Genomic DNA, 26,622 nt, shown 5'->3' with positions numbered 1-26,622 from the left:
CCCTCTCGCTCAAGACTTCCCTGGAGTACCCCCATGTCCGACCCCAAACAGGAGTACGACTACGTCGTCGTCGGCGGCGGAACAGCAGGCTCCGTCATAGCCTCCCGCCTCACCGAGAACCCCGACGTCACCGTCGCCGTCATCGAGGGCGGCCCCAGCGATGTCGGCAGAGACGACGTCCTCACCCTGCGCCGCTGGATGGGCCTGCTCGGCGGCGAGCTCGACTACGACTACCCCACCACCGAGCAGCCGCGCGGCAACTCCCACATCCGGCACAGCCGCGCCCGGGTCCTGGGCGGCTGCTCCTCCCACAACACCCTGATCGCCTTCAAGCCGCTGCCCTCCGACTGGGACGAGTGGGAGGAGGCGGGCGCCAAGGGCTGGGGCGCGGTGCCGATGGAGGCGTACTACGCCCGGCTGAAGAACAACATCGTCCCGGTCGACGAGAAGGACCGGAACGCCATCGCCCGTGACTTCGTCGACGCGGCCCGGAAGGCGCTGGACGTGCCCCGCGTCGAGGGCTTCAACAAGAAGCCGTTCGACGACGGCGTCGGCTTCTTCGACCTGGCCTACCACCCGGAGAACAACAAGCGCTCGTCGGCGTCGGTGGCGTATCTGCACCCGGTGATGGACGAGCGGCCCAACCTCCGCCTCTTCCTGGAGACCTGGGCGTACAAGCTGGAGCTGGACGGCACCCGTGCGGAAGGCGTGCACGTGCGGACGAAGGACGGCGAGGAGACCCTGATCAGGGCCCGCCGAGAAGTCCTGCTGTGCGCCGGTGCCGTCGACTCGCCCCGTCTGCTGCTCCACTCCGGCATCGGCCCCCGTGCGGACCTCGAAGCACTCGGCATCCCGGTCGCGCACGACCTGCCGGGCGTCGGCGAGAACCTCCTCGACCACCCCGAGTCGGTGATCGTCTGGGAGACGGACGGACCGATCCCCGAGAACTCCGCGATGGACTCCGACGCGGGCCTGTTCGTGCGCCGCGACCCCGAACACCGGGGCCCCGACCTGATGTTCCACTTCTACCAGGTCCCCTTCACGGACAACCCGGAACGTCTCGGCTACGAGCGCCCGGCGTACGGCGTCTCGATGACCCCGAACATCCCCAAGCCGAAGAGCCGCGGCCGCCTGTACCTCACGAGTGCGGACCCGGCCGTCAAGCCCGCCCTCGACTTCCGCTACTTCACCGACGAGGACGACTACGACGGCCGCACCCTCGTCGACGGGATCAGAATCGCCCGCGAGATCGCGCGGACCGAACCGCTCGCCGGCTGGCTGAAGCGGGAGGTGTGCCCGGGCCCCGACGTCACCGGTGACGAGGAGCTGAGCGAGTACGCCCGCAAGGTCGCCCACACCGTGTACCACCCGGCGGGCACCTGCCGTATGGGTGCCGCCGACGACGAACTGGCCGTGGTGGACCCCGAGTTGAGGATCCGGGGCCTGGACGGCATCCGCATCGCCGACGCGTCCGTGTTCCCGACCATGACCGCCGTTAACCCGATGATCGGAGTGCTCATGGTCGGCGAGAAAGCCGTAGACCTGCTGGGAGGTGGTGCGTGATGAGTACGACCGCGACCATGGAGAAGCCGCCGACGACGGACCAGGCCGTGTTCTCCGTCGACGGCCTGTGGAAGGTCTTCGGCCCCAAGGCGGACCGTGTTCCCGAGGACGCCGAGCTGTCCGCCCTCGAACCCGCCGAGCTGCGCGCCCGCACGGGCTGCACGGCGGCCGTCCGCAACGTGAGCTTCGACGTCCGCAAGGGCGAGGTCTTCGTCGTCATGGGCCTGTCCGGCTCCGGCAAGTCCACGCTGGTGCGCTGTCTGACCCGGCTCATCGAGCCGACCGCGGGCACGATCTGCATCGACGGCGAGGACGTCCGCGCGATGGACAAGTCCCGGCTGCGCGAACTGCGCCGCCACCGCGCCGCGATGGTCTTCCAGCACTTCGGCCTCCTGCCGCACCGCACGGTCCTCGACAACGTGGCGTACGGCCTGGAGATCCAGGGCATGGGGAAGGCCGAGCGCCGGGCACGGGCCGCCGAGGTCGTCGCCAAGGTCGGCCTGGAGGGCATGGAACAGCGCAGGCCCTCCCAGCTGTCCGGCGGCCAGCAGCAACGCGTCGGCCTGGCCCGGGCGCTGGCGGTGGACCCGCAGGTCCTCCTCTTCGACGAGCCGTTCAGCGCGCTCGACCCGCTGATCCGGCGGGACATGCAGGAGGAGGTCGTCCGCCTGCACCGTGAGGAGGGCCGCACGATGGTCTTCATCACCCACGACCTGAGCGAGGCCCTCAAACTCGGCGACCGTATCGCCCTGATGCGTGACGGCAAGGTCGTCCAGCTGGGCACCCCGGAGGAGATCGTCGGCTCCCCGGCCGACGGCTACGTCCGCGAGTTCGTCCGGGACGTGCCGCGCGAACAGGTGATGACGGTCCGCAGGGCCATGAAGCCCGGCGACTGCGCGGGCCCGACCCACCCGGGCGCACTGGCCCCGGACTCCGTCGTCGCCGACGCGATCAAGGTCGTCGCCGGCAGCGGCAGGCCGGCCTGCGTCGTGGAGAACGGACGGTGCCTCGGCGTCGTCGACCACGAACGCCTGCTCGGCGTCGTCGCCGGAACGGAGCTCGGCAAGGGAGCCGCCGGAACGGAGCTCCGCAAGGAGGCCGTCTGATGGCAACCGTCACCGCGTCCACGCCCCGCGCCCTGCCCACCGGACTGCTCAGGCACCGGGCGGTCCACAAGCTCCTCCTCATCGCCCTCGCCGCCGCGGTCCTCGTGCCGCTCGCCAACGCCCGCTGGGCCAGCGGCAGCTGGCCGCACGCCCTCACCGTCGACCTCACGAGCCCGCTCTCCAAGGCGAGCGACTGGATCATCGACAACCGGGACAGCCACCCGCTGTTCCTCTACTTCTTCGGCTACGTCAGCAACGCCGTCGTGATCTCCGTACGCGCCGTGTATCTCGTCCTGCTCGGCGCGGGCTGGGCCGGCGTCACCGCGCTCGGCGCCCTGGTGGCCTGGCGGGTCGCCGGCGTCAGGCTCGCCGTGGGCACGACGGCGGCGTTCCTCGCCTGCGGTCTGCTCGGCATGTGGGTCCCCACCATGCAGACCCTCGCCCTGATGGTGGTCGCCGTCCTCGCCTCGGTCGTCGTCGGTGTCCTGCTGGGTCTCGCCGCCGGGCTGTCCCGCCGTATGGACAAGATCCTGCGTCCGGTCCTGGACACCATGCAGGTGATGCCCGCCTACGCCTACCTCCTCCCGGTGGTCCTGGTGTTCGGCATGGGGGTGCCCGCCGCCGTCCTCGCGACCGTCGTCTACGCCGCCCCGCCCATGGCCCGCCTCACCGCGCTCGGCCTGCAGGGCGCGGACAAGGAGGTCCTGGAGGCGGTCGAGTCGCTCGGCACCACCGCCCGCCAGCGGCTGCTGACCGCCCGTATCCCGCTGGCCCGCAAGGAACTCCTCCTCGGCCTCAACCAGACGATCATGATGGCGCTGTCGATGGCCGTCATCGCCTCCGTGATCGGCGCCGCCGGCCTCGGTGACCGCGTCTACCAGGCGCTGGCCTCGGTCGACGTGGGCGCGGCGCTCGCGGCCGGCATCCCGATCGTGCTGCTCGCCGTCGTCCTCGACCGGGTGACGGGCGCGGCGGGCGACGGCACCGAGCCACGAGGGCGCGCGGGATGGGCGTACGCCCTCGCCGGAGCCGTCGTCGTGGCGGTGGCCGGGCGTCTGCTGGGCCGTCTCGACTGGCCGGACAGCTGGACCCTGAACATCGCCGAGCCGGTCAACCGGGCCGTCGACTGGATGACGGCCCACCTCTACTCCGGTGTCCCCGTCGTCGGCGGCACCGCCGACTGGGCAGGCCACTTCACCACCTGGGTCCTCGACCCGGTCCGCGACGGGCTCCAGGGGCTGCCCTGGTGGTCCGTGCTGCTCATCGTCGCCACCCTGGCCTGGCTGATCGGCACCTGGCGCACCGCGCTCACCGCGGTCCTCGCCATGGCCGCGATCGGCGTCCTCGGTGTGTGGACACCCGCGCTGGACACGTTGTCGCAGGTTCTCGCGGCCGTCGCCGTCACGCTCGTGCTGGGCTTCGCGACGGCCGTCGCGGCGGCCCGCAGTGACCGCGTCGAGCGGCTGCTCCGGCCCGTCCTGGACGTCTTCCAGACCATGCCGCAGTTCGTGTACCTGATCCCGGTCGTCGCGCTGTTCGGCGTGGGCCGCGCGCCCGCCGCGGCGGCGGCCGTCGTCTACGCGCTGCCCGCCGTCGTCCGCATCACCACGCAGGGCCTGCGGCAGGTCGACCCGGCCGCGATGGAGTCCTCGAGGTCCCTCGGCGCGACCAGCTGGCAGCAGCTGCGGCAGGTCCAGCTCCCGCTCGCCCGGCCCGCGTTGCTGCTCGCCGTCAACCAGGGCGTGGTGCTCGTCCTCGCCGTCGTCGTCATCGGCGGCCTGGTCGGCGGAGGCGCGCTCGGCTACGACACCGTCTTCGGCCTGGCCCAGGGCGACCTGGCGACCGGCCTGGTCGCGGGTGCCGCCATCGTCTGCCTCGGTCTGATGCTCGACCGGGTCACCCAGCCGACCGAACGCCGCACGGGAAAGGGAGCCTGACATGCGAGTACGTGCGATCGCGGTGGGCGGCGCCCTCCTGCTGCTCACCGGCTGCGGCGCCGCCGACATGACCAAGCAGGCCTCGCCCTTCGCCAACGCGCAGGGCGCCAAGTCGGTGACCCTGTCCGTCCAGTCCTGGGTCGGCGCGCAGGCCAACGTGGCCGTGGCCCAGTACCTCCTCGAGCACAAGCTCGGCTACCGCGTCGACACCGTCCAGGTCGACGAGGTCCCTGCCTGGGACGCGCTCAGCCAGGGCCGGGTCGACGCCATCCTGGAGGACTGGGGCCACCCCGAGCAGGAACAGCGGTACGTCACCGACAAGAAGACGATCACGCGGGGCGGCGGGCTCGGTGTCACCGGGCACATCGGCTGGTACGTCCCGACGTACTTCGCCAAACAGCACCCGGACGTCACCGACTGGAAGAACCTCAACAAGTACGCCTCGCAGATGCGCACCGCGGAGAGCGGCGGCAAGGGCCAGCTGATGGACGGCTCCCCGTCCTATGTCACCAACGACAAGGCACTGGTGAAGAACCTGGACCTGGACTACCAGGTGGTGTTCGCCGGTTCGGAGGCCGCGCAGATCACCCAGATGAAACAGTTCGCCAAGGAGAAGAAGCCCTTCCTGACCTACTGGTACGCCCCCCAGTGGCTGTTCAAGAAGGTCCCCATGACGGAGGTGAAGCTGCCCGCCTACAAGGAGGGCTGCGACGCGGACCTGGCGAAGATCACCTGCGCCTATCCGCACACCCCGCTCCAGAAGTACCTCAACACGGACTTCGCCAAGTCCGGCGGCAAGGCGGCGGCCCTGCTGAAGAGGTTCAAGTGGACGACCGAGGACCAGAACGAGGTCTCCCTGATGATCGCCGACCAGAAGCTGACGCCGGAGGAGGCGGCGAAGAAGTGGGTGGACAGCCACACGTCGACATGGAAGGCGTGGCTGTCCTGAACGCCCCTATCGCTGGAGGCGGTCGGCACTCTCTCGCAACTGCTGGGCCATCCTCCGCTGCAGCCCCGGTCCGAAGGTGACGCGAGTGGCCCCGAGTTCACCGAGTTCGGTGGGCGAGGGGCCCTCGCCGTCCAGCCGGCCGAACACGTTGACCGGCCCCTGGATACCGGACCGCAGCAGGGGGAGCACGCCAGCCGGGGCGCCGATCGGATAGACGCAGTCGGCGCCCGCGGCGACGTACAACGCGGCTCGCTCGATGGCCCGTTCGGGATCGCTGTCGCCGTACGAGAAAATGTCCACGCGGGCGTTGACGAACAGCTGGTCACCGGCCGCGTACCGCACCTCGGCGAGCCACTCGGCGTGCTCGCGCGGGTCCTTGAGGACACCCTGGCGGGAGTCCTCGAGGTTGCAGCCCACGGCACCCGCCTCCAGCAGCCGCTCCACCAGCTCCTTCGGCGCCAGACCGTACCCGCCCTCGACATCCGCCGACACGGGGATGTCCACGGCCCCGCAGATGCGCGCCACCGCGGCGAACATCTCATCGGCCGGGGTGGAGCCGTCCGTGTGCCCGAGCGCGGCCGCGATCCCCGCGCTGGGCGTGGCGAGCGCGGGGAACCCGGCCTCCTCGCACACCCGGGCGCTGATGGCGTCCCAGGGGCCGGGCAGCACCAGCGGATCGTCCGGGAGGCGGTTGCGGTGCAGGGCGCGGAAGACCTCCACCTTCCTCACGGCCGGTAACCCCCAGGCGGGATCCGGCGAGCGACCATCACCCGGTTCCAGTTGTTGATGGCGACGACCAGACCGATGAGGTGGGCGAGTTGCCCGTCGTCGAACTGCTTGGCGGCGGTGGCGTACACCTCGTCCGGCACGAACCCGTCCGTCAGCACGGTCACCGCCTCCGTCAGCGCGAGCGCGGCCCGCTCCCGCTCGTCGTAGACGCCCTCCGCCTCCTCCCAGGCGGCGAGCAGATCGAGCTGCTGCTCGCTCACCCCGTGCTCGCGGGCGATCCCGAGATGCATGTCCAGGCAGAAGGCGCAGTGGTTGAGCTGTGAGGCCCGGATGACGACGAGTTCGGCGAGGGCGGGGTCGCCGAGCCCTCGTTTCGCGGTGGCGCTGAGCGCGGACAGGGCCCGGCCGACCTCGCGGTCGAGGACCTCCGTACGGCTCACTGGTGCTTCCCCGCCTCGTAGTGGCCCGGGACCATACGGCAGGTCACGCCGAACCGGTTCCACGCGTTGATCACCGTGATCGCGGCGATCAGCTGGGCCAGCTCGGCCTCCTCGAAGTGCTTGGCCGCGTGCTCGTACACCTCGTCCGGCACGAATCCGTCGGTGAGTACCGTGACCGCGTCGGTCAGTTCGAGGGCCGCGGCCTCCTTCTCCGTGTAGAAGTGCCGCGACTCCTCCCACGCGCCGAGCTGGATGATCCGCTCGACGCTCTCACCGGCCGCGAGGGCGTCCTTGGAGTGCATGTCGATGCAGAAGGCGCAGTGGTTGAGCTGCGAGGCGCGGATCTTCACCAGCTCCAGCAGCCGGGGGTCGAGGCCACGCCGGGCGGCCGTGTCGAGGCGGAGCATCGCCTTGTAGACCTCTGGGGCGTGCTGGGCCCAGGACAGACGGGGGGCGTGCTCGGGGGCGTACGGGACGATTGCCTCTGTGGTCATGTCTCGACCCTAGAAGCCAGGCAGCCCAAGGGTATGGTCCACTTCCATGGCGAAACCCCGGGCCACTTTCGGCGTCGACCTGCACCTGGAACCCACCGGAGGGGGCGTCCGGCGTGGCCTCACCGACGCCCTGCGCGAGGCCGTCCGCACCGGCCGCCTCGCGCCCGGCACCCGGCTGCCCTCCTCCCGCGCCCTCGCCGCCGACCTGGGCATCGCCCGCAACACCGTCGCCGACGCCTACGCCGACCTGGTCGCCGAGGGCTGGCTCACCGCCCGCCAGGGCTCGGCCACCCGCGTCTCGGACCGTACGGTCGTCCCGCCGGCCGGCGCCCCGCCCCGGCCCCGCGAACCCGGGCGCCCCACCCACAACCTCGTCCCCGGCACCCCCGACCTCGCCTCCTTCCCGCGCGCGCAGTGGCTCAAGGCCGCCCGTCGCGCCCTCGCCACCGCCCCCTACCAGGCCCTCGACTACGGCGACCCACGGGGCCGCATCGAACTGCGCACCGCCCTCGCGGGCTACCTCTCCCGCGCCCGCGGGGTGCGCGCCGACCCCGAACACATCCTGGTCTGCGCCGGGTTCTCGCACGGCCTGCGCCTCCTCGGCGCGGTGCTGCGGGCCCGGGGCGCTCGGACGGTCGCCGTGGAGTCGTACGGCCTCGACGTGCACTGGAACCTGCTCGCGGCCGCCGGTCTGCGGACCGTCTCCCTGCCGTTCGACGAACGCGGCACGGACCCGGGCGAATTGACCGACGAGGCCGCGGTCCTGCTCACCCCCGCCCACCAGTTCCCGATGGGCGGCACCCTGCACCGCGACCGGCGGGCGGCCGTCGTCGAGTGGGCGCGCCGCACCGGCGGCCTGGTCGTCGAGGACGACTACGACGGCGAGTTCCGCTACGACCGCCAGCCCGTCGGCGCCCTCCAGGGCCTGGACCCCGACCACGTCGTCCACGCGGGCACGGCCAGCAAGTCCCTCGCCCCCGGCCTCCGGTTGGGCTGGCTGGTGCTGCCGCCCGGCCTCATGGAGGAGGTGCTGGCCGCCAAGGGCGGCATCGACTCCTGCGGCTCCCTCGACCAGCTGACCCTCGCCGAGTTCCTCGTCTCCGGCGCCTACGACCGTCACGTGCGCGCCGCCCGACTGCGGTACCGGCGACGCCGTGACGCCCTGGTCGCCGAGCTCGCGCGGCGGGCCCCGAGGGTCCACGCCACGGGGATCGCCGCCGGTCTGCACGTGGTGCTGCGGCTCCCGCCGGGCACCGAGCAGTCGGCGCTGCGGGCGGCGGCCTGGCAGGGCCTCGCGGTCCACGGGCTGCACCGCTACCAGCACCCCGAGGCCACCGTCGAGCGGCGCGACGCGCTCGTCGTGGGCTACGGGACACCGCCGGACCACGCCTGGTCGGGAGCGCTGGAGGCGCTGTGCGCGGTGCTGCCCGAATAACGCCGCCCATTTCAGCTGTTCCCCATTCCCGAATACGGTCGCGTGGATAGAGTCGTCCCATGAGCAACAATGCATCCATATCCCGTGTGGCCCTGAAGAAAATCACCCCCGAGGTGTCAGGGGCGATGGGCTCCCTGCACGCCGCCGCCGTTTCCGCGGCCGAGGACGCCAAGGTCGAACCGGAACTCCTGGAACTGATCCGGATCCGCGCCTCGCAGATCAACGGCTGTGCGTTCTGCCTCGACATGCACACCAAGGACGCCCGTGCGGCGGGCGAGACCGAGCAGCGCGTCTACGCCCTGAACGCCTGGCGGGAGACCCCCTTCTTCACCGGGCGCGAGCGCGCCGCACTGGCGTTGACCGAGGCCGTGACCCTGGTGCACGACGGTCAGGTGCCGGACGCGGTCTACGCCGAGGCCGCGGAGGTCTTCGACGAGACGCAGATCGCGGCACTGATCTGGGCGGCGACCGTCATCAACGCGTACAACCGGATCGCCATTGCCACGCGCATGGTGCCGGGGGGTTATCAGCCGACGCCGAAGAATTGAATTCAGACACCTTTGAATGCGCCGGACCGTAAATGGTCCGGCGCATTTTCCGGTAGCGAATTCACCTGCTCGGCAGCGGCTCCATGAGGCTGTCCAGCCACGCCCGCCATTCCGGGGCGCGCCGCGCCGGTGCCGCCCGCAACGGCTCTCCGGTCCACCCCGTCACCTGCCGGATTCCGTGCAGCGCGTTGACCAGCCACACCTCACGGCCGTCCAGCCCGGCCACGGTCCGCTCGCGGTGGGCGACGGCGATGCCCTCGCGCCGGGCCCGCTCCTGGACGAGCGCGACGGTCACCCCGGGCAGGACCGGCAGCCTGGGCGGAGGCAGACACAGCGTGTCGTCCTCCCACCACAGCACGCTGGCGGTGGCCGCCTCCAACACGGACCCGGAGGGCGCGACCAGCACCGCCTCCTCCGCGCCCTGACCGAAGGCCCGCTCGCGCACCCGGGCTAGGGCGCCGAGGTCCGGTCCCTTGCGGCGGGGCACGGTCCGTGGATCGGCCTGACCGGTCGCCCAGACCCGCACGCCGGTCCCGAGCGGGGGAGCGTGCCGCAGCAACAGCCGCAACTCCAGGGAACCGGCGGCGAGTTCGACGCGGGGGAACCACTCGCCCGTACGGGGCAGCGCGTCGGTCATGTCCCGCCAGAACTCCAGCAGCCGGCGCAGCGGTGGCCCGCCCACCTCGCCGCAGGTCCGCAGGAACCGCTCCCGGTGGCGTTCGAGCCCACGCACCCTGCCGTCCCGCACCAGCCAGGAGTCCGCGACGAGCAGGGGTGTCGTCGGCTCCGCGGCCGGGGTCAGCCCACGGGCCGGTGACCACGCCGACAGCCCTTCCACGACGACCGGTTGTGTCACAGCCGCTCCTTCCTCAGTACTTGCGGCCGGCGTTCACCGGCGCTCCGTGCCGTGGACCGTACGGCGCGTGCTCCAGCCACGAGCCGCACCACGGCAGCACCGGCGCGAGCGCCGCCGCCGCCCGCTGACGGGCCTTGACGATCCGGCGCCGGGGCCGCAGATGGTCCAGCGCGGCCCCGGCGGCGGCACTGTTGAACAGCGCCGCGGACCGCCGTACATCGGCGAAGGCCTCGACCGTCCCGCCGGCGATGGCCGCGGCCGCGGCCGCCGCGTCCGCGATGCCGCTGTTCATGCCCCGCGCCCCGAACGGCGGGAACAGATGCGCCGCCTCCCCGACGAGCAGCACCCGCCGGTGCGGATCGGTGAACGAGGCGGCCACCTTGCGCAGGAAGCGGTACGTCGACACCCACAGGATCCGCTCGCCGTACCCCTCGCCCACCACCGACGGAAGCCATCGCCGTACGGCCTCCTCGGTCCCGAACTCCTCCTCGGGGTCGTCTTCCCGGCACTGCAGGTCGACCTGGAAGCCCCCGGTGAACGGCACCCGCATCACACTGCGTCCGCCGGCGCCCGGATGCTCGTAGTGGAAGATCCGCTCGGGCGGCGGCTCGGCACCGGGGGTGTGGGCCACGTCGACGACCACATGGAAGCCCTCCCCCCGCTCGCCCTCCATGGCGATGCCCAGCGCGCCCCGCACGGCGGACCGGGCACCGTCGGCGGCGACGGCGTACGCGCAGCTCCACTCCCGGCCGTCGCCGCAGCTCAGCCGGACCCCGGTCGCCGATGTGCGGACGTCCAGCACCCGCGCGTCCCACACGAACTCCACTCCCGCCCCCTCACACGCGCCCCGCAGGAAGCGCTCGGTGTCCACCTGGCGCAGGCTGGTGAAGGGCGGCGGGCCCTCCTTCGGCGGATAGGTGCGGGAGTACACCTCGCGCCCCCGGTAGAGGGTCCGCCGGGTCCGCCAGGTCTGCCCGTACGCGGTGATCTCGCCGGCCAGTCCCGGCCGCATCCCGTCCAGCAGCGCGAGCGTCTCGCGATGCACGAACAGGGCCCGGCTGCCGGGCCGTTCACGGTCCTTCGGCTCCGCCTCCAGCAGCACGACCTCCTGCCCGCGCGCCCGCAGAGCGAGCGCCGCCGACAACCCCACGGGGCCGGCGCCGACCACCACGACCGGTGTCACGCGCGCGCACCCTCCGCGAGCATCCGGGTGATCTCGACCCGCTTCACCTTCCAGGTCGCGGTCATCGGCAGCTCCTCGAACCGCCACTGCCGCGGCTCGGCCATCGCCGGCAGATCGGCCGTCGCCTCCCGCCAGCGCCCGAGGTCCAGCGGCTGCTCCCCGCGCACGCACACCACCGGCACCGGCTCCCGGTCCGCACCCGGCACGATGACGACCTCCCGGAGCTCCTCCAGGCGCTCCATCAGGGTGTCCTCGACCTCCAGATTGCTGTGCACCGAGTCGATCCGGTCGATCTCCCGGTCGATGAGGTGCAGGGTGCCGAGGCGACTGCGGTAGCCCATGTCACCCATCTCCCACCAGCCGTCGTTCAGTTGACGGTCGTAGCGGTCCTGCATGCCGAGGTAGGTGAGGATGCGGCCCCTGGTACGGGCCTCGATACGGCCGCTCGTCCCGGCGGCGACCCGCTCACCGCCCGGCCCCGTCACGCGCACGCGGGTGAAGCCGGGAATGCCGATCCCGACCCGCCGCCCGTCCGCGCGTGCGGCACTGCGCCGTGTGAAGCACTGGAAGGCGACCGGGCCCGTCTCGCTCTGCCCGTACAGCTGGATCAGCCAGGGTGAACGGCGCTTCGAGGCGCCCAGCAGCCGCCGTACCGTGCGTGGATGGATCGCGTCGAACGTCGAGCCGTAGGACCGCACCCGCGACAGCGGGGCACCGGGCGCGTCGGCCAACTCCTCCCACAGCACGAAGGTGTTGGGGTGGGTCTCCACGATGCCGGGCCGGTGCCTGGTCAGCAGCGGTCCCACGGCGGCCGGGTCCGGGTCGGTGATCAGTACCAGCGGGCTGCCGAAGTGCAGCAGGACGCCGAGCAGATGGTAGAAGCGCGAGTGCACGAACGACATGTGCAGCGCCGCGGTCTCCCCGCGCGTCGGCCAGCCCATCGCCTTCTGCGGAACGAGCCGGTTCCACATGGTGTTCGCGCAGTGCACGGCGAGTTTGGGGAGACCGGTGGTGCCGGAACTGTGGGTGATCAGCGCCGGTTCGCGGGGATGGAGGCGTACGAGTGGCGGGGGCTCGGTACCGGAGTACTTCTCCAGGCGCTCGGCGCCCGGCGTGTCGTCCACGGCGAGGACCTGCCGCACCCGGAGTCCGACCCCCATCAGGGGTCCCTCCATCTTGGCCCGGTCGGTGACCAGCCACGGGTGCCTGAGCCGCTCGATCAGCTCCCCGACCACCTCCCCGGCCAGCCCGGGGGAGAGCAGCACCGGCACCGCGCCGATACGGGAGACCGCGCAGGTCAGCAGCACGATGTCGACGTTGTCCGTCTTGTGCACGACCACCTGCTCCGACGGCCTCACCCCCGCCTCCCACAGGCGTCCGGACAGATCCTCGACGACCTCTGCCAACGCCGGGTAGGTGAGATCGACACCGAGTGCGGGATGGGTGTCCAGCGGCCGGTCCAGGGTCACGAAGACGGCGCCGTGCCGGTCGGCCGCCCGGCGGAACACCGGGCCCAGGTAGAAACCCCGGTCGGTGAAGGGGGGTTGCTGCTCTCGCATGGGGCCGTTCCTCTCTGCGGTGCGGCTACGGTGCTCGTGCGGTGCCTGTGGGGCCTGTGGGGCCTTTTTGCCGTGGTCGGTCACCAGGCGCCCCGGCGGACCAGGTGGCGGCGGAGCTTGCCGGTCGGGGTGCGGGGGAGCGACGGGACCAGGCTCACGCTTCTGGGCACCTTGAAGGCGGCCAGCTGTGCGCGGGCCAGGCCGAGGAGGTCCTCCTGGAGGCTTCCGTCGGGGACCGGGGCGACGGGGACGACGAACGCCCGCAGCCGACCGACCCCCCTCCCGTCGGTGACGGCCACGACCGCGGCCTCCTTCACCGCCGGGTGGGTGCGCAGTACGGCCTCGACCTCCAGCGGGGAGACGGTGATGCCGCCGACCATCTCCATGTCGTCGGCGCGGCCGAGGTGCCGGTAGGTGCCGTCGGCTTCGCGGACCGCCCGGTCACGGGTGGCCAGCCAGCCGCCGACCAGGGTGCGCTCGGTCTCCTCGGGCCGGTTGAGATAGCCGGGGGTCACCGTCGGGCCGCGCACCCACAGCTCGCCCTCCGTGCCGTCCGGTACCGGGTGGCCTGCGCGGTCGCGCAGCTCCACCTCGAAGCCGGGCACGGGGCGGCCGACGGTGCCCGGGCGGTTGTGGCCGAAGCTGTTGGCGCAGAAGGCGTGACCGGCCTCGGTGGAGCCGATCTGCTCCAGCACCGGCGCACCGAGCAACCCGGTGACCTGTCCGCCGAGCCCCTCCGGCAGGCCCTCGCCGGCCGACACCGCGGCCCGCACCGAGGCGAAGCAGGCCTCGTGCCCGCTGCCCCGGTCGGCCACCAGCGCGGCGTACGCGGACGGCACGGAGTACAGCAGGGTCACCCGGTGCCGGGCGACGAGCTCGTCCACGGCGGCCGGGGTCGGGCGCCGGTCCACGAGCACGGCGGAGGAGCCGGAGAAGAGCGGGAAGACGAAGGCGTTGCCGAAGCCGTAGGCGAAGTACAGCTTCGACACCGACAGGGTGACGTCGTCCTGGCCGACCCGCAGCAGCCGCCGGCCGATGAGGTCGTGGTACGCCTTCGGGTCGCCATGCGTGTGCACGACCCCCTTGGGACGACCCGTGGTTCCCGACGTGTACTGGACGTACAACGGCGTGTGCGCGTCGACCGGATGGGCGGGGGCCGGCTCGGCGGAGGCGGTGAGCGCGAGCAGCTGGTCGGCACCGAGCCGGGTCCGCCCGGCGAACCGGTCTTCCAGACCCGGCCCCGTCACACACAGCGCGGCGTCCGCGTCCGCGGCTATGAACGCGTGGTCGGCCGCGGGGAGTTCGGGATTGACGAGGACGGCGACGGCCCCGAGGCGCGCGACGGCGAGGAAGGCCGTCACCCAGGCGATCCCGTCCGGCAGCGCCAGCACCACCCGGTCACCCGGCCTGGTGCCGTGGCCGGCGAGCACGGTGGCCGCCCGGGCCGCGAGCGCGTGCACCTCGCCGTGGGTCCAGGTCCGGTGGCCCTGATGGAAGGCGGGCCGGTCCACCCAGCCGCGCCGCTCGGCGAGATCGGCGAGCTGGGCGGCGAGATTGCCGGGGGCGTCGAAGCCGGCCGAAGAGAGCATGGGCTGCGCAGTCGTCATCGGACCGGCTCCTCGGTGGCCGTGTGTCCTCCGCGGACGTCGGCGCGGACGGCTGTGTGCCGCCGCTGCTCCGCTGTCCGCTCCGCGGTGTGCAGGTGCAGCGCCTTCATCTGCGCCGCCGTCTTCAGCAGCATCTCGTCGTACTCGGCGACCGGATCGGAGTCGAGGACGATCGCCCCTCCGGCGCCCAGCTGCATCAGCCCGTCGGCGAACACGGCCGTACGGATGACGATGTTGAGATCCGCGCCCCCGCCGCATCCCAGGTAGCCGAGGGCGCCGGAGTAGACCCCGCGGGCCTCGGTCTCCAGGGAGTCGATGATCTCCATCGTGCGCAGCTTCGGCGCCCCGGTCATCGAGCCACCGGGGAAACAGGCCCGCACGCACTCCACCGCGTCGGTCCCCTCCCGCAGCCGCCCCTCCACGGTGGACACGAGCTGATGCACGGTCGCGTACGTCTCCGTGGCCATCAGCCGGGTCACCCGCACCGACCCGGTCCGGCACACCCGCCCCAGGTCGTTGCGGAGCAGGTCGACGATCATCAGGTTCTCGGCGCGTGTCTTGGCGTCCACCGCCAGTGCGTCCCGCAGCCGGGCGTCCTCCTCCGGCCCGGCCCCGCGCGGTGCGGTGCCCTTGATGGGCCGGGCCTCGGCGGTGCCGTCCCGGGTGATCCGCAGGAACCGCTCGGGGGAGGAACCGGCCACGTCGACGTCCCCGAACCTCAGGAACGCCGCGTAGGGGGCCGGGTTGACCCGTCGCAGTACCCGGTAGAACTCGTACGCGTCCGGTGGGGCGGGTAACCGGGCCGCGTTCGTCAGACAGACCTCATAGCTGGTGCCCGCCCGCAGCTCGCGTCCGCAGGACTCGATGTCGGCGAGATAGGTCGCCCGGTCCCGCACCAGCCAGGGCTCGGCGGCACCGAGATCGGGGTCGAGGCCGGGGTCGGTGGGCCCGGGGTCTGTCGGCAGCGCGGGTGTCGCCGTCGGGTCCGGTTCGGTGGCGACGAAGGTCAGCTGGGCCAGCGTGCTCTCCAGCCAGTCCTCGGCCTCCCGCGCGGCCTGCGGGGTGTCCTCGGCCAGGCAGACCGCGTAGGTGAACCTCTTCTGATGGTCCACGGCGATCAACCGGTCGGCGAACAGCCAGCAGGCGTCCGGGACGTCGGAGGTGTGCCGGTTCGGTGAGCCGCAGTCGGCCTTCATCTCGTAGCCGAAGTAACCGACATAACCGCCGGTGAAGTCGAAGGGCAGCCCGGCGCCGTCCACCCGGCGGCTCGTCAACTGCCGTCCGAGATAGTCGAAGACGCTCGCCGCGACCTTCCTCGTCGGCCGCCCGGCCCGCTCGATCTCGCACTTTCCGCTCTCGATGTCGTACCGGACGAACTCCGCGAGCGGACCGCTGTCGTCACCGAAGAACGAGAACCGCGAACGCCCGTCCTCGACCAGCGCGCTGTCCAGCCAGAAGGCCCGCGTCGACGCCGCGTACATGCGGGTGAAGGCGGCCTCGGTGTCGACCGCGCCGGCGATGCGCCGGGTGTGCAGACGGTAGGCGGGCGCGGCCTGCCGGGGGCGCGGGACGACCCGCGTGGGCCGGGGGATCACCGCCTCGGGCGGGGGCACCGCGGTGTTCTTCGTACGCGTTCTGCGGGCCCGTTCCGCTGTGAGGTTGCGGAAGTTGACGAGCATGCGGTGGCCGTAGTCGGTGAGCACGGACTCCGGATGGAACTGCACGCCCCACAGCGGCCGGCTGCGGTGCCTGAGCCCCATCAGCACGCCGTCCTCGGCCCAGGCCGTGGCCTCCAGCGTCTGGGGGAGCGGCTCGGACACGGCCAGCGAGTGGTAGCGGACCGCGGTGAAGTCCTGCGGCAGCCCCCGGAACAGGTCCCGTCCGTCGTGCCGGACCGTCGACAGATGACCGTGCCGCGGCTCCGCGGCGGGTGCCACCCGGCCCCCCTCGCCGAGCCCGATGCCCTGGTGCCCCAGACAGACGCCCAGCACGGGGATCGGTGACTGGGCGAGCACGGCGGTGCTCAGTCCGAAGTCGCGCGGCTCGGCCGGGTGCCCTGGGCCGGGCGAGACCACGACATTGTCGAATCCCGCGAGGTACGCCCCGAGATCGGGAAGTGCGCCGACCGCGTCATTGGGGACGACGACCGGTTCCTCGCCGTTGACCTCGGCGACCAGCTGGAACAGGTTGTACGTGTACGAGTCGTAATTGTCGATGAGCAGGGTCTTCACCCGCCCACCTCCCTCGGTTCGTTCCGGACCTATGCGGTCCGTCTTTTGTGCCGTCCGCGAAGGGCCTGGAGCGGCGGATACAGCCATTTCCTGAGGAAACGCTGAAGCCGGGGCATGAGAATCCAGGTGACGAGAGCCGTCACACAGAGGCACAACAGCAGCGTGCGGACGAGCGGATTGAGTCCGCCGAGATAAGGAAGAACGATCAGATTGAACATGAGCACCGGTGGAAATACCGCGCTCATGTTCACGAACCACAGTTTCCATTTCGCCGGCGGGGCGGGCGGCTTCGGTGTGGTGGTCTGTGAGTCGAACCACATCCTGGAGCCCCGCACGCTCCTGCGCTCCGTCTGCCGGGCGAAGCCCGCCGCCCGCTCGTCCCACTGTGTCCGGGCGGGCGAATCCTCCCAGGCCCGGGCCGTTCCCTCGCTGGCGAAGCGATAGACGACATGCCACTCCGCCTCTTGGTCGACAAGGACGCCACCTCCAAGAAAGCCCGGCTGCTGCGAACTCGCGGCCAGCATGGCCCACCCCCAGGAGTGGAAGTCGGCCTCACGGCCCGGCACCACGTGATAGGCCACGGTGACGGTGACGGGATTACTGCTCACGCCGTCGTATACGCAAAGCCTTCACAGCGCGTTCAAATATTCAACGAACCTTTTTTCGGCTGTCCGGATCGTGACTCTTTATCGGTCTTTCGGTCGGCATGGCTCATTCTGTCGAACAGTGCCGGAAGTAAATCGAGTAACCCCTCACGGAATTCGGGCAGGTGAATGCGGGGCGGAATGTTCCGGGGCCTCCCCGAACCTGGCCAGCGCCAACGCCCCCGCGACGGCCACGGCGAAACCCAGCACCGCCACCCACGCCAGCCCCTCCCGGGTGCGGTCCCCGAGCCACACCACCCCCACCAGCGCCGGCCCGATCGTCTCCCCGATCACCATCCCGGCGGTCGCCGTGGTCACCGACCCCCGCTGCAGCGCCGAGGTCAGCGACAGAAAGGCCGCACCACCGCCGACGAGGAGCGCGTACGTCGCCGGGTTCGCCAACAGCGCCGACGGCGCGAGCGAGTCGATCAGGCGTACCGCCACCTCGACCACTCCGAACCCGAACCCGGCCCCCAGCCCGAGCGCCAACGCCCGTCCCCGCTCCGGCAGTCGCCCACCCAGCAGCGCGAGTCCCAGCACGGCCAGGGCCGTCCCGAGCATCGCGTACTTCAAGGCCGCCGGCCCGCCCCGGTCGCCCTCCGTCCCGGACGCGATCCCCAGCAGCGCCATCCCCGCGCACACCACCCCGACGGCACCCCACTCGCCCCCGCTCAGCCGGACCCGCAGCAGTCGTGCCGACACCACCGCGGTCACCGCGAGACTCGACGCGAGCGCCGCGCCGACCGCGTAGATCGGGACCGACCGCAACGCGGCGATCTGCAGCAGAAACCCCACTCCGTCCAGCGCCAGCCCCGCCAGATACCGCCACTGCCGCACCGCCCCCAGGAACAGCGTCACCGCGAACGCCGTCCCCTCGCCGTCGCGACCGCCGGTGTCCGCCGCCCGCGCCGCCATCGCCTGCAGCACGGTGGCCGTCCCGAAACAGACGGAGGCACCCAGAGCACACACCATTCCGAAGAGCACGAAGTGACCTTAGGGGAGGTGGTGAGGGGTTTGGAGCTGCTGCTGCTGGAGTGCGCTCAAGAGCGTTTTGGTGAGCGGGAGTGAGTGCTGCTGGTCTGTGTTGTGTCACGCGCCTCGGTGGTGGTGTCGGTTTCAGCGGGGAACTTACGTTCCCTCATCGAATGCGTGACCTTCATGGGTGGTGCTCGTTTCCCATGGCGACGGGATCTTCGAGCCGATGCTGCTGCCGTGACGATCGGAAGGCGCGCCCAGGGACACCCGATCCGGCGACGGACGGCACCGCCCCATGCTCACCGGAGTGATGAGCAGGGGCATCGGACCGCCCAGGCCGGACCAGGAGCTCCTGGGCGTGAGGGAACCCGCCCCCGCATCCCCGGACCACGGACACGATCCGTCGGCGCCCGGATGCGGAGCGAATGCGGGCAACCAGAACGCCCAACACCGTCCGGGGCGTTCGGCTGAGCATGAGACCTGGCAACAGGACTCACTCCCGCTCAGTCCCTAGGAACGGTGGGTCGGTTTCGGACCAGCTCTCACTGATCTCTAGCTGTCCGCCGGACACGAGCCGCATCCCCGAGGCCGGGTCCGCGAACGGTCGGCGAAAACGCGTTGTCGCACCCCGTCCGATCGCGTTACGGTCGGCGCACTCTGAAGCACACGCTCTCTGGAACCATCGCCGCAGAACGGGAGCAGGTCCGCGCACAGCGCGCGGCACCACGGAGGGGCGGCACCGGATCCGGCCGACCGGCGGATCTCGTATGCCCTCCGGAGGACTCTCCCATGAACATCGGCCTCGGCCTCCCCATCGACGACCCCGCCCAGTTGCTCACCTGGGCCCGGCGCGCCGACGCGAGCCCCTTCAGCACCCTCGGTCTGCTCGACCGCCTCGTCTACGACAACCCCGAGCCCCTCGTCACCCTTGCGACCCTCGCCGGCGCCACGTCCCGCATCCGAGTCCAGACCGAGGTACTGCTCGCGCCTCTCCACAACACCGCCCTGCTCGCCAAGCAGACCGCGACCCTCGACTGCCTCTCCGGCGGCCGCTTCACGCTCGGCATCGGTGTCGGAGGCCGCGAGGACGACTGCCTGGCCGCCGGCACCGACCTCCACCGCCGAGGCCGCCGCCTCGACGAACAGATGACCCTGCTGCGCCGCACCTGGTCCGGCGAGCCGTACGGCGAGGACATCGGCCCCATCGGCCCCACCCCCGCCACCCCCGGTGGCCCGGAAGTGCTGTTCGGCGGCTTCGCCCCCGCTGCCCTCGCACGCGTCGGCCGCTTCGGCGACGGTTTCCTCGGCGCCGCCCTGCCGCCATCCTTCATGTCCGACCTGTTCCGCGCCGCCGAAACGTCCTGGCAGAAACACGACCGCTCCGGCAGCCCCCGCCTGGTCGCCCAGGCGAACGTCGCTCTCGGCCCGGACGACACCCTGGACCGGGCCCACCGCAACCTCAGCGACTACTACGCCTTCAGCGGCCACGTCGAGTACATGGAGGCCGGCCTGCTCACCACACCGCGGCAGATCCGCGAGGCCGCCGACGCCTACGTCGGCATCGGTGCCGACGAGGTGATGCTCTACTGCTGGGCCTCGGACGCCCACCAGATCGACCGCCTCGCCGACGCGCTGTTCTGACGTCCTGCACCGCCCCGGCTTCGAGGCCCGCGGCCCTTGGCCCGGCCTCGAAGCCGTCGCTCGCATGGTGGACGCCGCACCGGAGCCGTTCCCCGTGCCCGGTAGGCTGGCCGACAGGCCGTGACTGGCGCGCTGGGATGGGACGGACCATCGGGGAGCGGCCTGTGAGTGACCAAGTGCCGTGCGCCTGGGCCGAACCGTGATCCGTGACCGCTTCAAGCCACGCAGCCCGGAGGCCGCCATGTCAGAGCAGCAGCCCCTGTCCACCGAGTCCACGGCCTTCCGCGCCGCCCTCGACGTGATCCGCGCCGTCGAGCCGCGCGTCGCCGACGCCATCGGCCAGGAGGTCCACGACCAGCGCGAGATGCTCAAGCTGATCGCCTCCGAGAACTACGCCTCCCCGGCCACCCTCCTTGCGATGGGCAACTGGTTCAGCGACAAGTACGCCGAGGGCACCGTCGGCCGCCGCTTCTACGCCGGCTGTCGCAACGTCGACACCGTCGAGTCCCTGGCCGCCGAGCACGCCAGGGAGCTCTTCGGCGCCCGGCACGCCTACGTCCAGCCGCACTCCGGCATCGACGCCAACCTCGTCGCCTTCTGGTCCGTCCTCGCCCAGCGTGTCGAGGTCCCCGCCCTGGAGAAGGCCGGCGTCCGCCAGGTCAACGAGCTCTCCGACGGCGACTGGGCCGAACTCCGCAAGGCCTTCGGCAACCAGCGCATGCTCGGTATGTCCCTGGACGCCGGTGGCCACCTCACCCACGGCTTCCGACCCAACATCTCCGGCAAGATGTTCGACCAGCGCTCCTACGGCACCGACCCCTCCACCGGTCTGGTCGACTACGACGCGCTGCGCGTCTCGGCCCGTGAGTTCAAGCCGCTGATCATCGTCGCCGGCTACTCGGCCTACCCCCGTCTGGTGAACTTCCGGATCATGCGCGAGATCGCTGACGAGGTAGGCGCCACGCTCATGGTCGACATGGCGCACTTCGCCGGTCTCGTCGCCGGCAAGGTCCTCACCGGCGACTTCGACCCGGTCCCGCACGCCCAGATCGTCACGACCACCACCCACAAGTCGCTGCGCGGCCCGCGCGGCGGCATGGTGCTGTGCGACGACTCCCTCAAGGACCAGGTCGACCGCGGCTGCCCGATGGTCCTCGGCGGCCCGCTCCCGCACGTCATGGCCGCCAAGGCCGTCGCCCTCGCCGAGGCACGTCAGCCCTCCTTCCAGGACTACGCCCAGCGGATCGTCGACAACTCCCGCGCCCTGGCCGAGGGCCTGATGCGCCGTGGCGCCACCCTGGTCACCGGCGGCACCGACAACCACCTCAACCTGATCGACGTCGCCTCCTCCTACGGCCTCACCGGCCGCCAGGCCGAGGCCGCCCTGCTCGAGTCGGGCATCGTCACCAACCGCAACTCCATCCCGGCCGACCCCAACGGTGCCTGGTACACCTCCGGCATCCGCATCGGCACCCCCGCCCTGACCACCCGTGGCCTGGGCACCGCCGAGATGGACGAGGTCGCCGGTCTCATCGACCGCGTCCTCACCACCACGGAGCCCGGCACCACCACCAAGGGCGCCCCCTCCAAGGCCCAGCACATCCTGGACCCGAAGGTGGCGGACGAGATCTCCCACCGGGCCACCGACCTCGTGGCCGGTTTCCCGCTGTACCCGGAGATCGACCTCGGCTGACACACGTCCTCTCTTGAGTTGTCAAAGACCGGTGACTCCTAGAGATCGATGAGTTCCTCTCGTGGCTCATCCCGCGGCGGTCCGGCTCCTGGCCCGGCCGCCGCGCGGCGTATCAGACGCGTGCCGCCGACTCCCGCTGCGAATCCCGCGACGAGCCCCGGCACCGCCCACCACACGCCGTGCTCCGGGCCTGTCTCGGCCCCCTCTTCATCCCGCCCCTCCCCGGCGCCGCCCACCAGGCCCGCCCGGTCCAGCTGATCGAAAACCGCCCGCGGCGCTCGGTGCCAGCGGATGTCGTCGTCCTCCCGCTCCGGCGCCGGATCCGAGCGCACCCACGGCGTGCCGTCCCCCGTCAGGAACAGCTGGTCCTGCCGCGCCACCGCCACATCAGCCCCGGGTGCCGAATCCGTCCGAGGCCAGCCGCCGACACCCGTCAGTCCCCACACGACGGTGAACCGCACCGCCGGATACCGGCCCTCCTCCCAGGCGCCCGGCACCCGCTCCGTGCCCGAGTACGTCGGCTGCAGCAGCTGCCACAGGCGGGTGAAGTACGGCTCGTCGGAACGCACGGTCTTCGTCCCGCCCGAGCCGCCGGTGACGATCATGGCCAGGTCGGGCCGGTCGAGGCCCACTCCCCGCGTCGGCTGTGTCGCCGCGTCTGCCGCCGGCGCCCCGAGCACGGTCACCGCGACCACCGCTGGTGCCAGCGCTGCCAATGCCCTGCGCGGCCCGAGCCGTATCCCTGTGTGTCTGCTCCGCACTGCCATCCCCCTCGATCGACGAGCCTCGCTGTCTCCAGCTCGCGGGCCCCTCCTTTCGTCACAGATCACGCAGTTCTTGCCGAGGCCCCGGCTCCCGGCGCACACGGGCCCATCGCATCCGGAGAGCGAACGGCCGCAGCACCAGGGCCAGTACGGCTCCGGCCGCAAGCCCCGGAAGCGCCCACCACCACTCGGTGCCGTCGTCCGTCGTGGAGGACGGGCCCACAGCCGCCTCCGTGGCCACCGCCCCCGCATCGCTTCCCGGCTCCTGCCCGGGCGCCGGGAGGATGGCATGGCCCTCGCCGGAGACCTTGCCCATCACCCCCAAGTCCTTCAGCAGAGCGCGCAGTTGGGGTGGGTTCTTTGTGCGGTGCCAGTGGCCGTTCACCGACTCGGGGACGTGCTCTGCGGTGTGTATCCACACCTCGTCCGTGTCGGCCAGCGGGAAGACTTGGTCCAGCCGCCACGGTGAGACGTCGTGCGCCATCCAAGTGACGTTGATCTGCCGGGCGGCAAGCAGATTGGCCTCGGGTGGTTTGGTGCGGGCGCCCGCACCCGGAGGGCCGAGCAGACGCTCCAACTCGCCGTACTCCTCGTCGGAGTAGTAGAGCGACGCCGTCTCCCCGCTCTCCGGCGAGACCACGAGCACGCTCGTCGGTCCGCCCGCCGACGCGGTGGGCGCACCCCATACCGTGAGCGCGAGCGCCACCGCCAACGCGCCCGATCCCGCCGCCAGTTCACGACAGCGGCTCCTTCGTCCAGCCACACGCCTCTTCATGCCGGCCCCCTACAGACGATCCCCGTGCGGCCCGTCCGCGAGCCGCGTGTCACTTCTGGTACACCGCCCGGCCCGTCGGGGTTCCCACCCCGCGCGCACTAATCCGAGGACTTCTCGGCGCCCTCGTGCCCCGGCTCGCCGAGGGACTTCGCGATCTCCACAGCGCGCGCCTTCGACGCGACCCCTTCCAGCCGCAGCGTCACGTCCGGCACGTCCGGGACACCCGACCCGTGCATCCACAGCAGCGTCGGCCCGGCGGTCCGCCGCTCGCGGGTGTAGTGGGAGCCGGCCGCGTCCACCAGCCAGAAGCTCAGCAGGTGGGGCCGCGGAAACCACAGAGCCGTGTCATGGGCCCCACCGAGCTCCGAGGAGGACCCGTCCAACGAGAGCCACTCCGGCTGTTCCCGCACCGCCTTGGCGAAGCCGATGTCCAGACGGGCCCGGTACTCGTCCAGCCGTATGGTGTCCCCCCGCTCACGCCAGCACAGGCTCACCAGAGACCGCCCCCGCGGCTCGGCCGTCACCGTCACCACGTCCGGAGCGCCGAGCGCGGACGGCACCAGCGGTGCGAACCCCGCCCGCCGCTCGGCCTGCGCGAGCGACACCGAGCGACCGCAGCCGGGCACCTCGGCCCCCGGCGAGGGCACCGCCGACGGGTCGTACCGCACCTCGACCCCGCCGAATTCGAACCAGTCCAGGACCGCCGCCCGCACCGGAGGCGTGAGCGCGAGGACCGCCAGCAGCCCGCACAGGGTCGCGGCCAGCGAACGCCACCGCATCCGCGTCCACCGCCGCACCGCCCGCAGCCGCTCACCGGGACCCGGCGCCTGGGCCACCGGGACCGGCAGCCGCTCGGCGAGTATCTGTTCCAGCACCCGCTCCACCATCGACTCGGACCCCCCCGCACCCGGCGCGTCCAGCGAACGCCCGAGCGCCCGCAGCTCCTCGGGCAGCCCGGACGCACGCTCACGCCCGCTTCCGTCCGGGCCGTCACCGCCGTAGGACTCACTCACGCTCATCACCCCCTTCCCGAGGCTCGAAATCCGGCAGCAGTTTGCCGAGCTTGCGCAGCGCGCGGTTCAGCCGGGACTTCACCGTCCCCCGGGGCCAGCCCAGGGCCTGGGCCGTCTCGGACTCGTCCATCTCCAGCAGATACCGGTAGGTGACGACCAGACGGTGCTCCTCGCTCAGCTTCTCCAGCGCGGATCCCAGCGCGGCGCGGCGCTCTATCTCCACGGCCGCGACCGCCGGGTCCGCCGATTCCGGTATCAGCGGCTCGGCCTCGGCGAAGGCCGCCTCGCGGCCGGCGAGCGTGCGCTGGCGCGCCGCCGTCCGCACTGTGTTCCTCGTCTCATTGGCCACGATCGACATGAACCACGGCTTGAACGCCGAGCCCTCCTTGAAGCGGCCCAGCCCGCAGTACGCCTTGACGAAGGCCTGCTGCACCACGTCCTCCGCGTCCGCACCCGCCCCGAGCGCGGCGGCCGCTCGCATGGCGAGGCCCGTATGGGCCCGCACCAGCTCCGCGTACGCCTCCGGGTCTCCGGCGCGTACGCGTGCGATCACCGCGGCCTCATCGACGATGCGGCCCCCCTCCCGCGTCCTCACACGATTGGTACACCGCCCGGGCCGAATCGGTTCCCACCCGTGGCACATCTGTTTCCGACTGGTTCCGGATCGGCCCCCGACACCTGAGAGAATGGTGAGCATGGCCTCTGATCGACCCCGCGTGCTCTCCGGAATCCAGCCCACCGCAGGCTCGTTCCACCTCGGCAACTACCTCGGCGCCGTCCGCCAGTGGGTGGCCCTGCAGGAGTCCCACGACGCGTTCTACATGGTTGTCGACCTGCACGCGATCACCGTTCCGCAGGACCCGAAGGAGCTCACGGGCAACACCCGCCTGGCCGCCGCGCAGCTCCTCGCCGCGGGCCTCGACCCGGAGCGCTGCACGCTCTTCGTCCAGAGCCACGTCCCCGAGCACGCCCAGCTCGCCTGGGTGATGAACTGCCTCACCGGATTCGGCGAGGCCTCCCGCATGACCCAGTTCAAGGACAAGTCCGCCCGCCAGGGTGCCGACAGCGCGAGCGTGGGCCTGTTCACGTACCCGATCCTCCAGGTCGCGGACATCCTGCTCTACCAGGCCAACGAGGTCCCGGTGGGTGAGGACCAGCGCCAGCACGTCGAGCTGACCCGTGACCTCGCCACGCGCTTCAACGGCCGCTTCGGCGAGACCTTCACGATCCCGAAGCCGTACATCCTCAAGGAGACGGCGAAGATCTACGACCTCCAGGACCCGTCGATCAAGATGAGCAAGTCGGCGTCCACGCCGAAGGGCCTCATCAACCTCCTCGACGAGCCGAAGGCCACTGCCAAGAAGGTCAAGAGCGCGGTCACGGACACCGACACCGTCATCCGCTACGACGCCGAGAACAAGCCGGGCGTCAGCAACCTGCTCACCATCTACTCGACCCTGACCGGCACCGGCATCCCCGAGCTGGAGCAGCAGTACGAAGGCAAGCTCTACGGCGCGCTCAAGACGGACCTCGCCGAGATCGTCGTCGAGTTCGTGACGCCGTTCCGGGAGCGCACCCAGCAGTACCTGGACGACCCGGAGACGCTGGACTCGATCCTGGCCAAGGGCGCGGAGAAGGCGCGCGCGGTCGCCGCGGAGACCCTCTCCCAGACGTACGAGAAGGTGGGCTTCCTGCCCGCGAAGCACTGATCGCCGCCGGCCGGCGGTACCTCCCGCCGGTCACCGGGGCGTACCACCGCACACCAGCACCACCGGGCAGAGCGCTGCACATCACTACGCCTGCGCCTGCCCACAGCACAGCCGTGGCCGTACAGTCGATAGCCGGACGGCTGGGAACGAATCCGACAGGACGACAGGGACGAACAGGAGACGACGTGGGGACCGTAACGATCGGTGTGTCGATCGCGGTCCCGGAGCCTCACGGCAGCCTGCTCCAGGAGCGGCGCGCGGGCTTCGGCGACGCCGCGGCTCACGGCATCCCCACCCATGTCACCCTGCTGCCGCCCACCGAGGTCGCGGACACCGCGCTGCCCGCCATCGAGGCGCACCTCACCGAGGTCGCCGCGACGGGCCGGCCCTTCCCGATGAAGCTGTCCGGCACCGGCACCTTCCGGCCGCTGTCACCGGTCGTGTACGTCCAGATCGCCCAGGGTGCCGAGGCCTGCACCTGGCTCCAGAAGCAGGTCCGTGACGCCTCCGGGCCGGTCGCGCGGGAACTGCAGTTCCCGTACCACCCGCACGTCACCGTGGCCCATGGCATCGACGAGGCGGCCATGGACCGCGCCTTCGAGGAACTCGCCGAGTTCGAGGCCGAGTGGCCGTGCACCGGATTCGCGCTCTACGAGCAGGGCGCCGACGGGGTGTGGCGCAAGCTGCGCGAGTTCACCTTCGGTCGCTCGACCGTGCCGCCCCAGGCGGGCCACGTCGACCGCGGCTCCCTGCCCACAAGCCAGCTGTAAC

General features: G+C 71.5%; 24 protein-coding genes, 1 pseudogene and 1 riboswitch. Of the genes and pseudogenes, 11 read left to right on the top strand and 14 right to left on the bottom strand.

Annotation, left to right across the window (positions count from 1 at the left end; genetic code table 11):
- Positions 1-33 precede the first annotated feature (33 nt).
- The 4 genes from M2157_RS19300 to M2157_RS19285 are packed head-to-tail and all read left to right on the top strand — an operon-like array spanning position 34 to position 5,555.
- Positions 34-1,563, top strand: coding sequence for a GMC oxidoreductase (locus M2157_RS19300; RefSeq protein WP_280865813.1), 1,530 nt, complete (start codon positions 34-36; stop codon positions 1,561-1,563).
- The gene (locus tag M2157_RS19295) at positions 1,563-2,669 is read left to right on the top strand and encodes a glycine betaine/L-proline ABC transporter ATP-binding protein (protein WP_280863006.1); all 1,107 of its coding nucleotides are present in this window, start codon (positions 1,563-1,565) and stop codon (positions 2,667-2,669) included. The genes M2157_RS19300 and M2157_RS19295 overlap by 1 nt, the downstream gene beginning before the upstream one ends.
- Positions 2,669-4,606 (top strand): ABC transporter permease subunit, encoded by a 1,938-nt coding sequence (locus tag M2157_RS19290; RefSeq protein WP_280863005.1) that lies wholly within the window; start codon positions 2,669-2,671, stop codon positions 4,604-4,606. Before M2157_RS19295 ends, M2157_RS19290 begins: the two co-directional genes overlap by 1 nt.
- Before the next feature lies 1 nt (position 4,607).
- Positions 4,608-5,555 (top strand): ABC transporter substrate-binding protein, encoded by a 948-nt coding sequence (locus M2157_RS19285; RefSeq protein ID WP_280863004.1) that lies wholly within the window; start codon positions 4,608-4,610, stop codon positions 5,553-5,555.
- 6 nt (positions 5,556-5,561) lie between these two features.
- Here M2157_RS19285 and M2157_RS19280 read toward each other — a convergent pair whose 3' ends face one another.
- From M2157_RS19280 to M2157_RS19270, 3 genes are read right to left on the bottom strand one after another with little or no spacing between them, the layout of a single operon-like run.
- On the bottom strand, positions 5,562-6,284 hold the full coding sequence (locus M2157_RS19280) for an isocitrate lyase/phosphoenolpyruvate mutase family protein (RefSeq protein ID WP_280865812.1): 723 nt from the start codon (positions 6,282-6,284) through the stop codon (positions 5,562-5,564).
- Positions 6,281-6,724 (bottom strand): carboxymuconolactone decarboxylase family protein, encoded by a 444-nt coding sequence (locus M2157_RS19275; protein ID WP_280863002.1) that lies wholly within the window; start codon positions 6,722-6,724, stop codon positions 6,281-6,283. The genes M2157_RS19280 and M2157_RS19275 overlap by 4 nt, the downstream gene beginning before the upstream one ends.
- Complete coding sequence (locus tag M2157_RS19270; protein WP_280863001.1) at positions 6,721-7,218, bottom strand: carboxymuconolactone decarboxylase family protein; 498 nt, start codon at positions 7,216-7,218, stop codon at positions 6,721-6,723. Before M2157_RS19270 ends, M2157_RS19275 begins: the two co-directional genes overlap by 4 nt.
- Positions 7,219-7,264: 46 nt before the next feature.
- On the opposite strand from M2157_RS19270, the gene M2157_RS19265 reads away from it, so the two are divergent.
- Both M2157_RS19265 and M2157_RS19260 read left to right on the top strand, forming a co-directional pair.
- Complete coding sequence (locus M2157_RS19265; RefSeq protein WP_280865811.1) at positions 7,265-8,653, top strand: PLP-dependent aminotransferase family protein; 1,389 nt, start codon at positions 7,265-7,267, stop codon at positions 8,651-8,653.
- Positions 8,654-8,712: 59 nt separating this feature from the next.
- Complete coding sequence (locus M2157_RS19260; RefSeq protein WP_280862999.1) at positions 8,713-9,201, top strand: carboxymuconolactone decarboxylase family protein; 489 nt, start codon at positions 8,713-8,715, stop codon at positions 9,199-9,201.
- A 61-nt stretch (positions 9,202-9,262) separates the two neighbouring features.
- On the opposite strand, the gene M2157_RS19255 is transcribed toward M2157_RS19260, so the two are convergent.
- The 7 genes from M2157_RS19255 to M2157_RS19225 form a co-directional block, all read right to left on the bottom strand.
- Positions 9,263-10,057 (bottom strand): aminotransferase class IV, encoded by a 795-nt coding sequence (locus M2157_RS19255; RefSeq protein WP_280865810.1) that lies wholly within the window; start codon positions 10,055-10,057, stop codon positions 9,263-9,265.
- A gap of 13 nt (positions 10,058-10,070) precedes the next feature.
- Complete coding sequence (locus M2157_RS19250; protein WP_280865808.1) at positions 10,071-11,240, bottom strand: FAD-dependent oxidoreductase; 1,170 nt, start codon at positions 11,238-11,240, stop codon at positions 10,071-10,073.
- The gene (locus M2157_RS19245; protein ID WP_280862996.1) at positions 11,237-12,799 is read right to left on the bottom strand and encodes an AMP-binding protein; all 1,563 of its coding nucleotides are present in this window, start codon (positions 12,797-12,799) and stop codon (positions 11,237-11,239) included. Before M2157_RS19245 ends, M2157_RS19250 begins: the two co-directional genes overlap by 4 nt.
- Positions 12,800-12,879: 80 nt before the next feature.
- Positions 12,880-14,406, bottom strand: a complete 1,527-nt coding sequence (locus M2157_RS19240; protein WP_280865807.1) for a benzoate-CoA ligase family protein — start codon at positions 14,404-14,406, stop codon at positions 12,880-12,882.
- A complete protein-coding gene (gene pabB, locus M2157_RS19235) occupies positions 14,403-16,637 on the bottom strand; it encodes an aminodeoxychorismate synthase component I (protein ID WP_280865806.1) in 2,235 nt (744 codons plus the stop codon). The genes M2157_RS19240 and pabB overlap by 4 nt, the downstream gene beginning before the upstream one ends.
- A gap of 29 nt (positions 16,638-16,666) precedes the next feature.
- Positions 16,667-17,245, bottom strand: a complete 579-nt coding sequence (locus tag M2157_RS19230) for an antibiotic biosynthesis monooxygenase (RefSeq protein WP_280862993.1) — start codon at positions 17,243-17,245, stop codon at positions 16,667-16,669.
- A 144-nt stretch (positions 17,246-17,389) separates the two neighbouring features.
- Positions 17,390-18,253 (bottom strand): hypothetical protein, encoded by an 864-nt coding sequence (locus M2157_RS19225; protein WP_280863821.1) that lies wholly within the window; start codon positions 18,251-18,253, stop codon positions 17,390-17,392.
- A 222-nt stretch (positions 18,254-18,475) separates the two neighbouring features.
- Here M2157_RS19225 and M2157_RS19220 point away from each other — a divergent pair.
- The 3 genes and pseudogenes from M2157_RS19220 to M2157_RS19210 form a co-directional block, all read left to right on the top strand.
- A pseudogene (locus tag M2157_RS19220) lies at positions 18,476-18,770 on the top strand (IS200/IS605 family accessory protein TnpB-related protein); the annotation flags it as partial.
- Positions 18,771-19,045: 275 nt separating this feature from the next.
- On the top strand, positions 19,046-19,897 hold the full coding sequence (locus M2157_RS19215; protein WP_280865805.1) for an LLM class flavin-dependent oxidoreductase: 852 nt from the start codon (positions 19,046-19,048) through the stop codon (positions 19,895-19,897).
- A 110-nt stretch (positions 19,898-20,007) separates the two neighbouring features.
- Positions 20,008-20,097: riboswitch (ZMP/ZTP riboswitch) on the top strand.
- Between the two features lie 41 nt (positions 20,098-20,138).
- On the top strand, positions 20,139-21,590 hold the full coding sequence (locus M2157_RS19210; RefSeq protein WP_280862991.1) for a glycine hydroxymethyltransferase: 1,452 nt from the start codon (positions 20,139-20,141) through the stop codon (positions 21,588-21,590).
- A 38-nt stretch (positions 21,591-21,628) separates the two neighbouring features.
- Here the strand turns inward: M2157_RS19210 and M2157_RS19205 are convergent, their stop codons facing one another.
- From M2157_RS19205 to M2157_RS19190, 4 genes are all read right to left on the bottom strand, one after another.
- Entirely contained in the window at positions 21,629-22,270 is a 642-nt protein-coding gene (locus tag M2157_RS19205) for a hypothetical protein (protein ID WP_280868240.1), read from the bottom strand.
- A gap of 139 nt (positions 22,271-22,409) precedes the next feature.
- Positions 22,410-23,117 (bottom strand): hypothetical protein, encoded by a 708-nt coding sequence (locus M2157_RS19200; RefSeq protein ID WP_280862990.1) that lies wholly within the window; start codon positions 23,115-23,117, stop codon positions 22,410-22,412.
- 110 nt (positions 23,118-23,227) lie between these two features.
- The gene (locus tag M2157_RS19195; protein WP_280865804.1) at positions 23,228-24,142 is read right to left on the bottom strand and encodes a hypothetical protein; all 915 of its coding nucleotides are present in this window, start codon (positions 24,140-24,142) and stop codon (positions 23,228-23,230) included.
- Entirely contained in the window at positions 24,135-24,695 is a 561-nt protein-coding gene (locus tag M2157_RS19190) for an RNA polymerase sigma factor (RefSeq protein ID WP_225886395.1), read from the bottom strand. Before M2157_RS19190 ends, M2157_RS19195 begins: the two co-directional genes overlap by 8 nt.
- A gap of 142 nt (positions 24,696-24,837) precedes the next feature.
- On the opposite strand from M2157_RS19190, the gene trpS reads away from it, so the two are divergent.
- Together trpS and M2157_RS19180 are read left to right on the top strand one after the other, a co-directional pair.
- Positions 24,838-25,851, top strand: coding sequence for a tryptophan--tRNA ligase (trpS, locus tag M2157_RS19185; protein WP_057608143.1), 1,014 nt, complete (start codon positions 24,838-24,840; stop codon positions 25,849-25,851).
- A 185-nt stretch (positions 25,852-26,036) separates the two neighbouring features.
- Positions 26,037-26,621, top strand: a complete 585-nt coding sequence (locus M2157_RS19180) for a 2'-5' RNA ligase family protein (RefSeq protein ID WP_280862988.1) — start codon at positions 26,037-26,039, stop codon at positions 26,619-26,621.
- The last annotated feature ends 1 nt before the right edge of the window (position 26,622 follow it).

Source organism: Streptomyces sp. SAI-127, assembly GCF_029894425.1.
In the GTDB taxonomy this organism is placed as follows: Bacteria; Actinomycetota; Actinomycetes; order Streptomycetales; family Streptomycetaceae; genus Streptomyces.
Note: the sequence above shows the minus strand (reverse complement) of the source record. Positions and strands in the feature narration are given on the sequence as shown.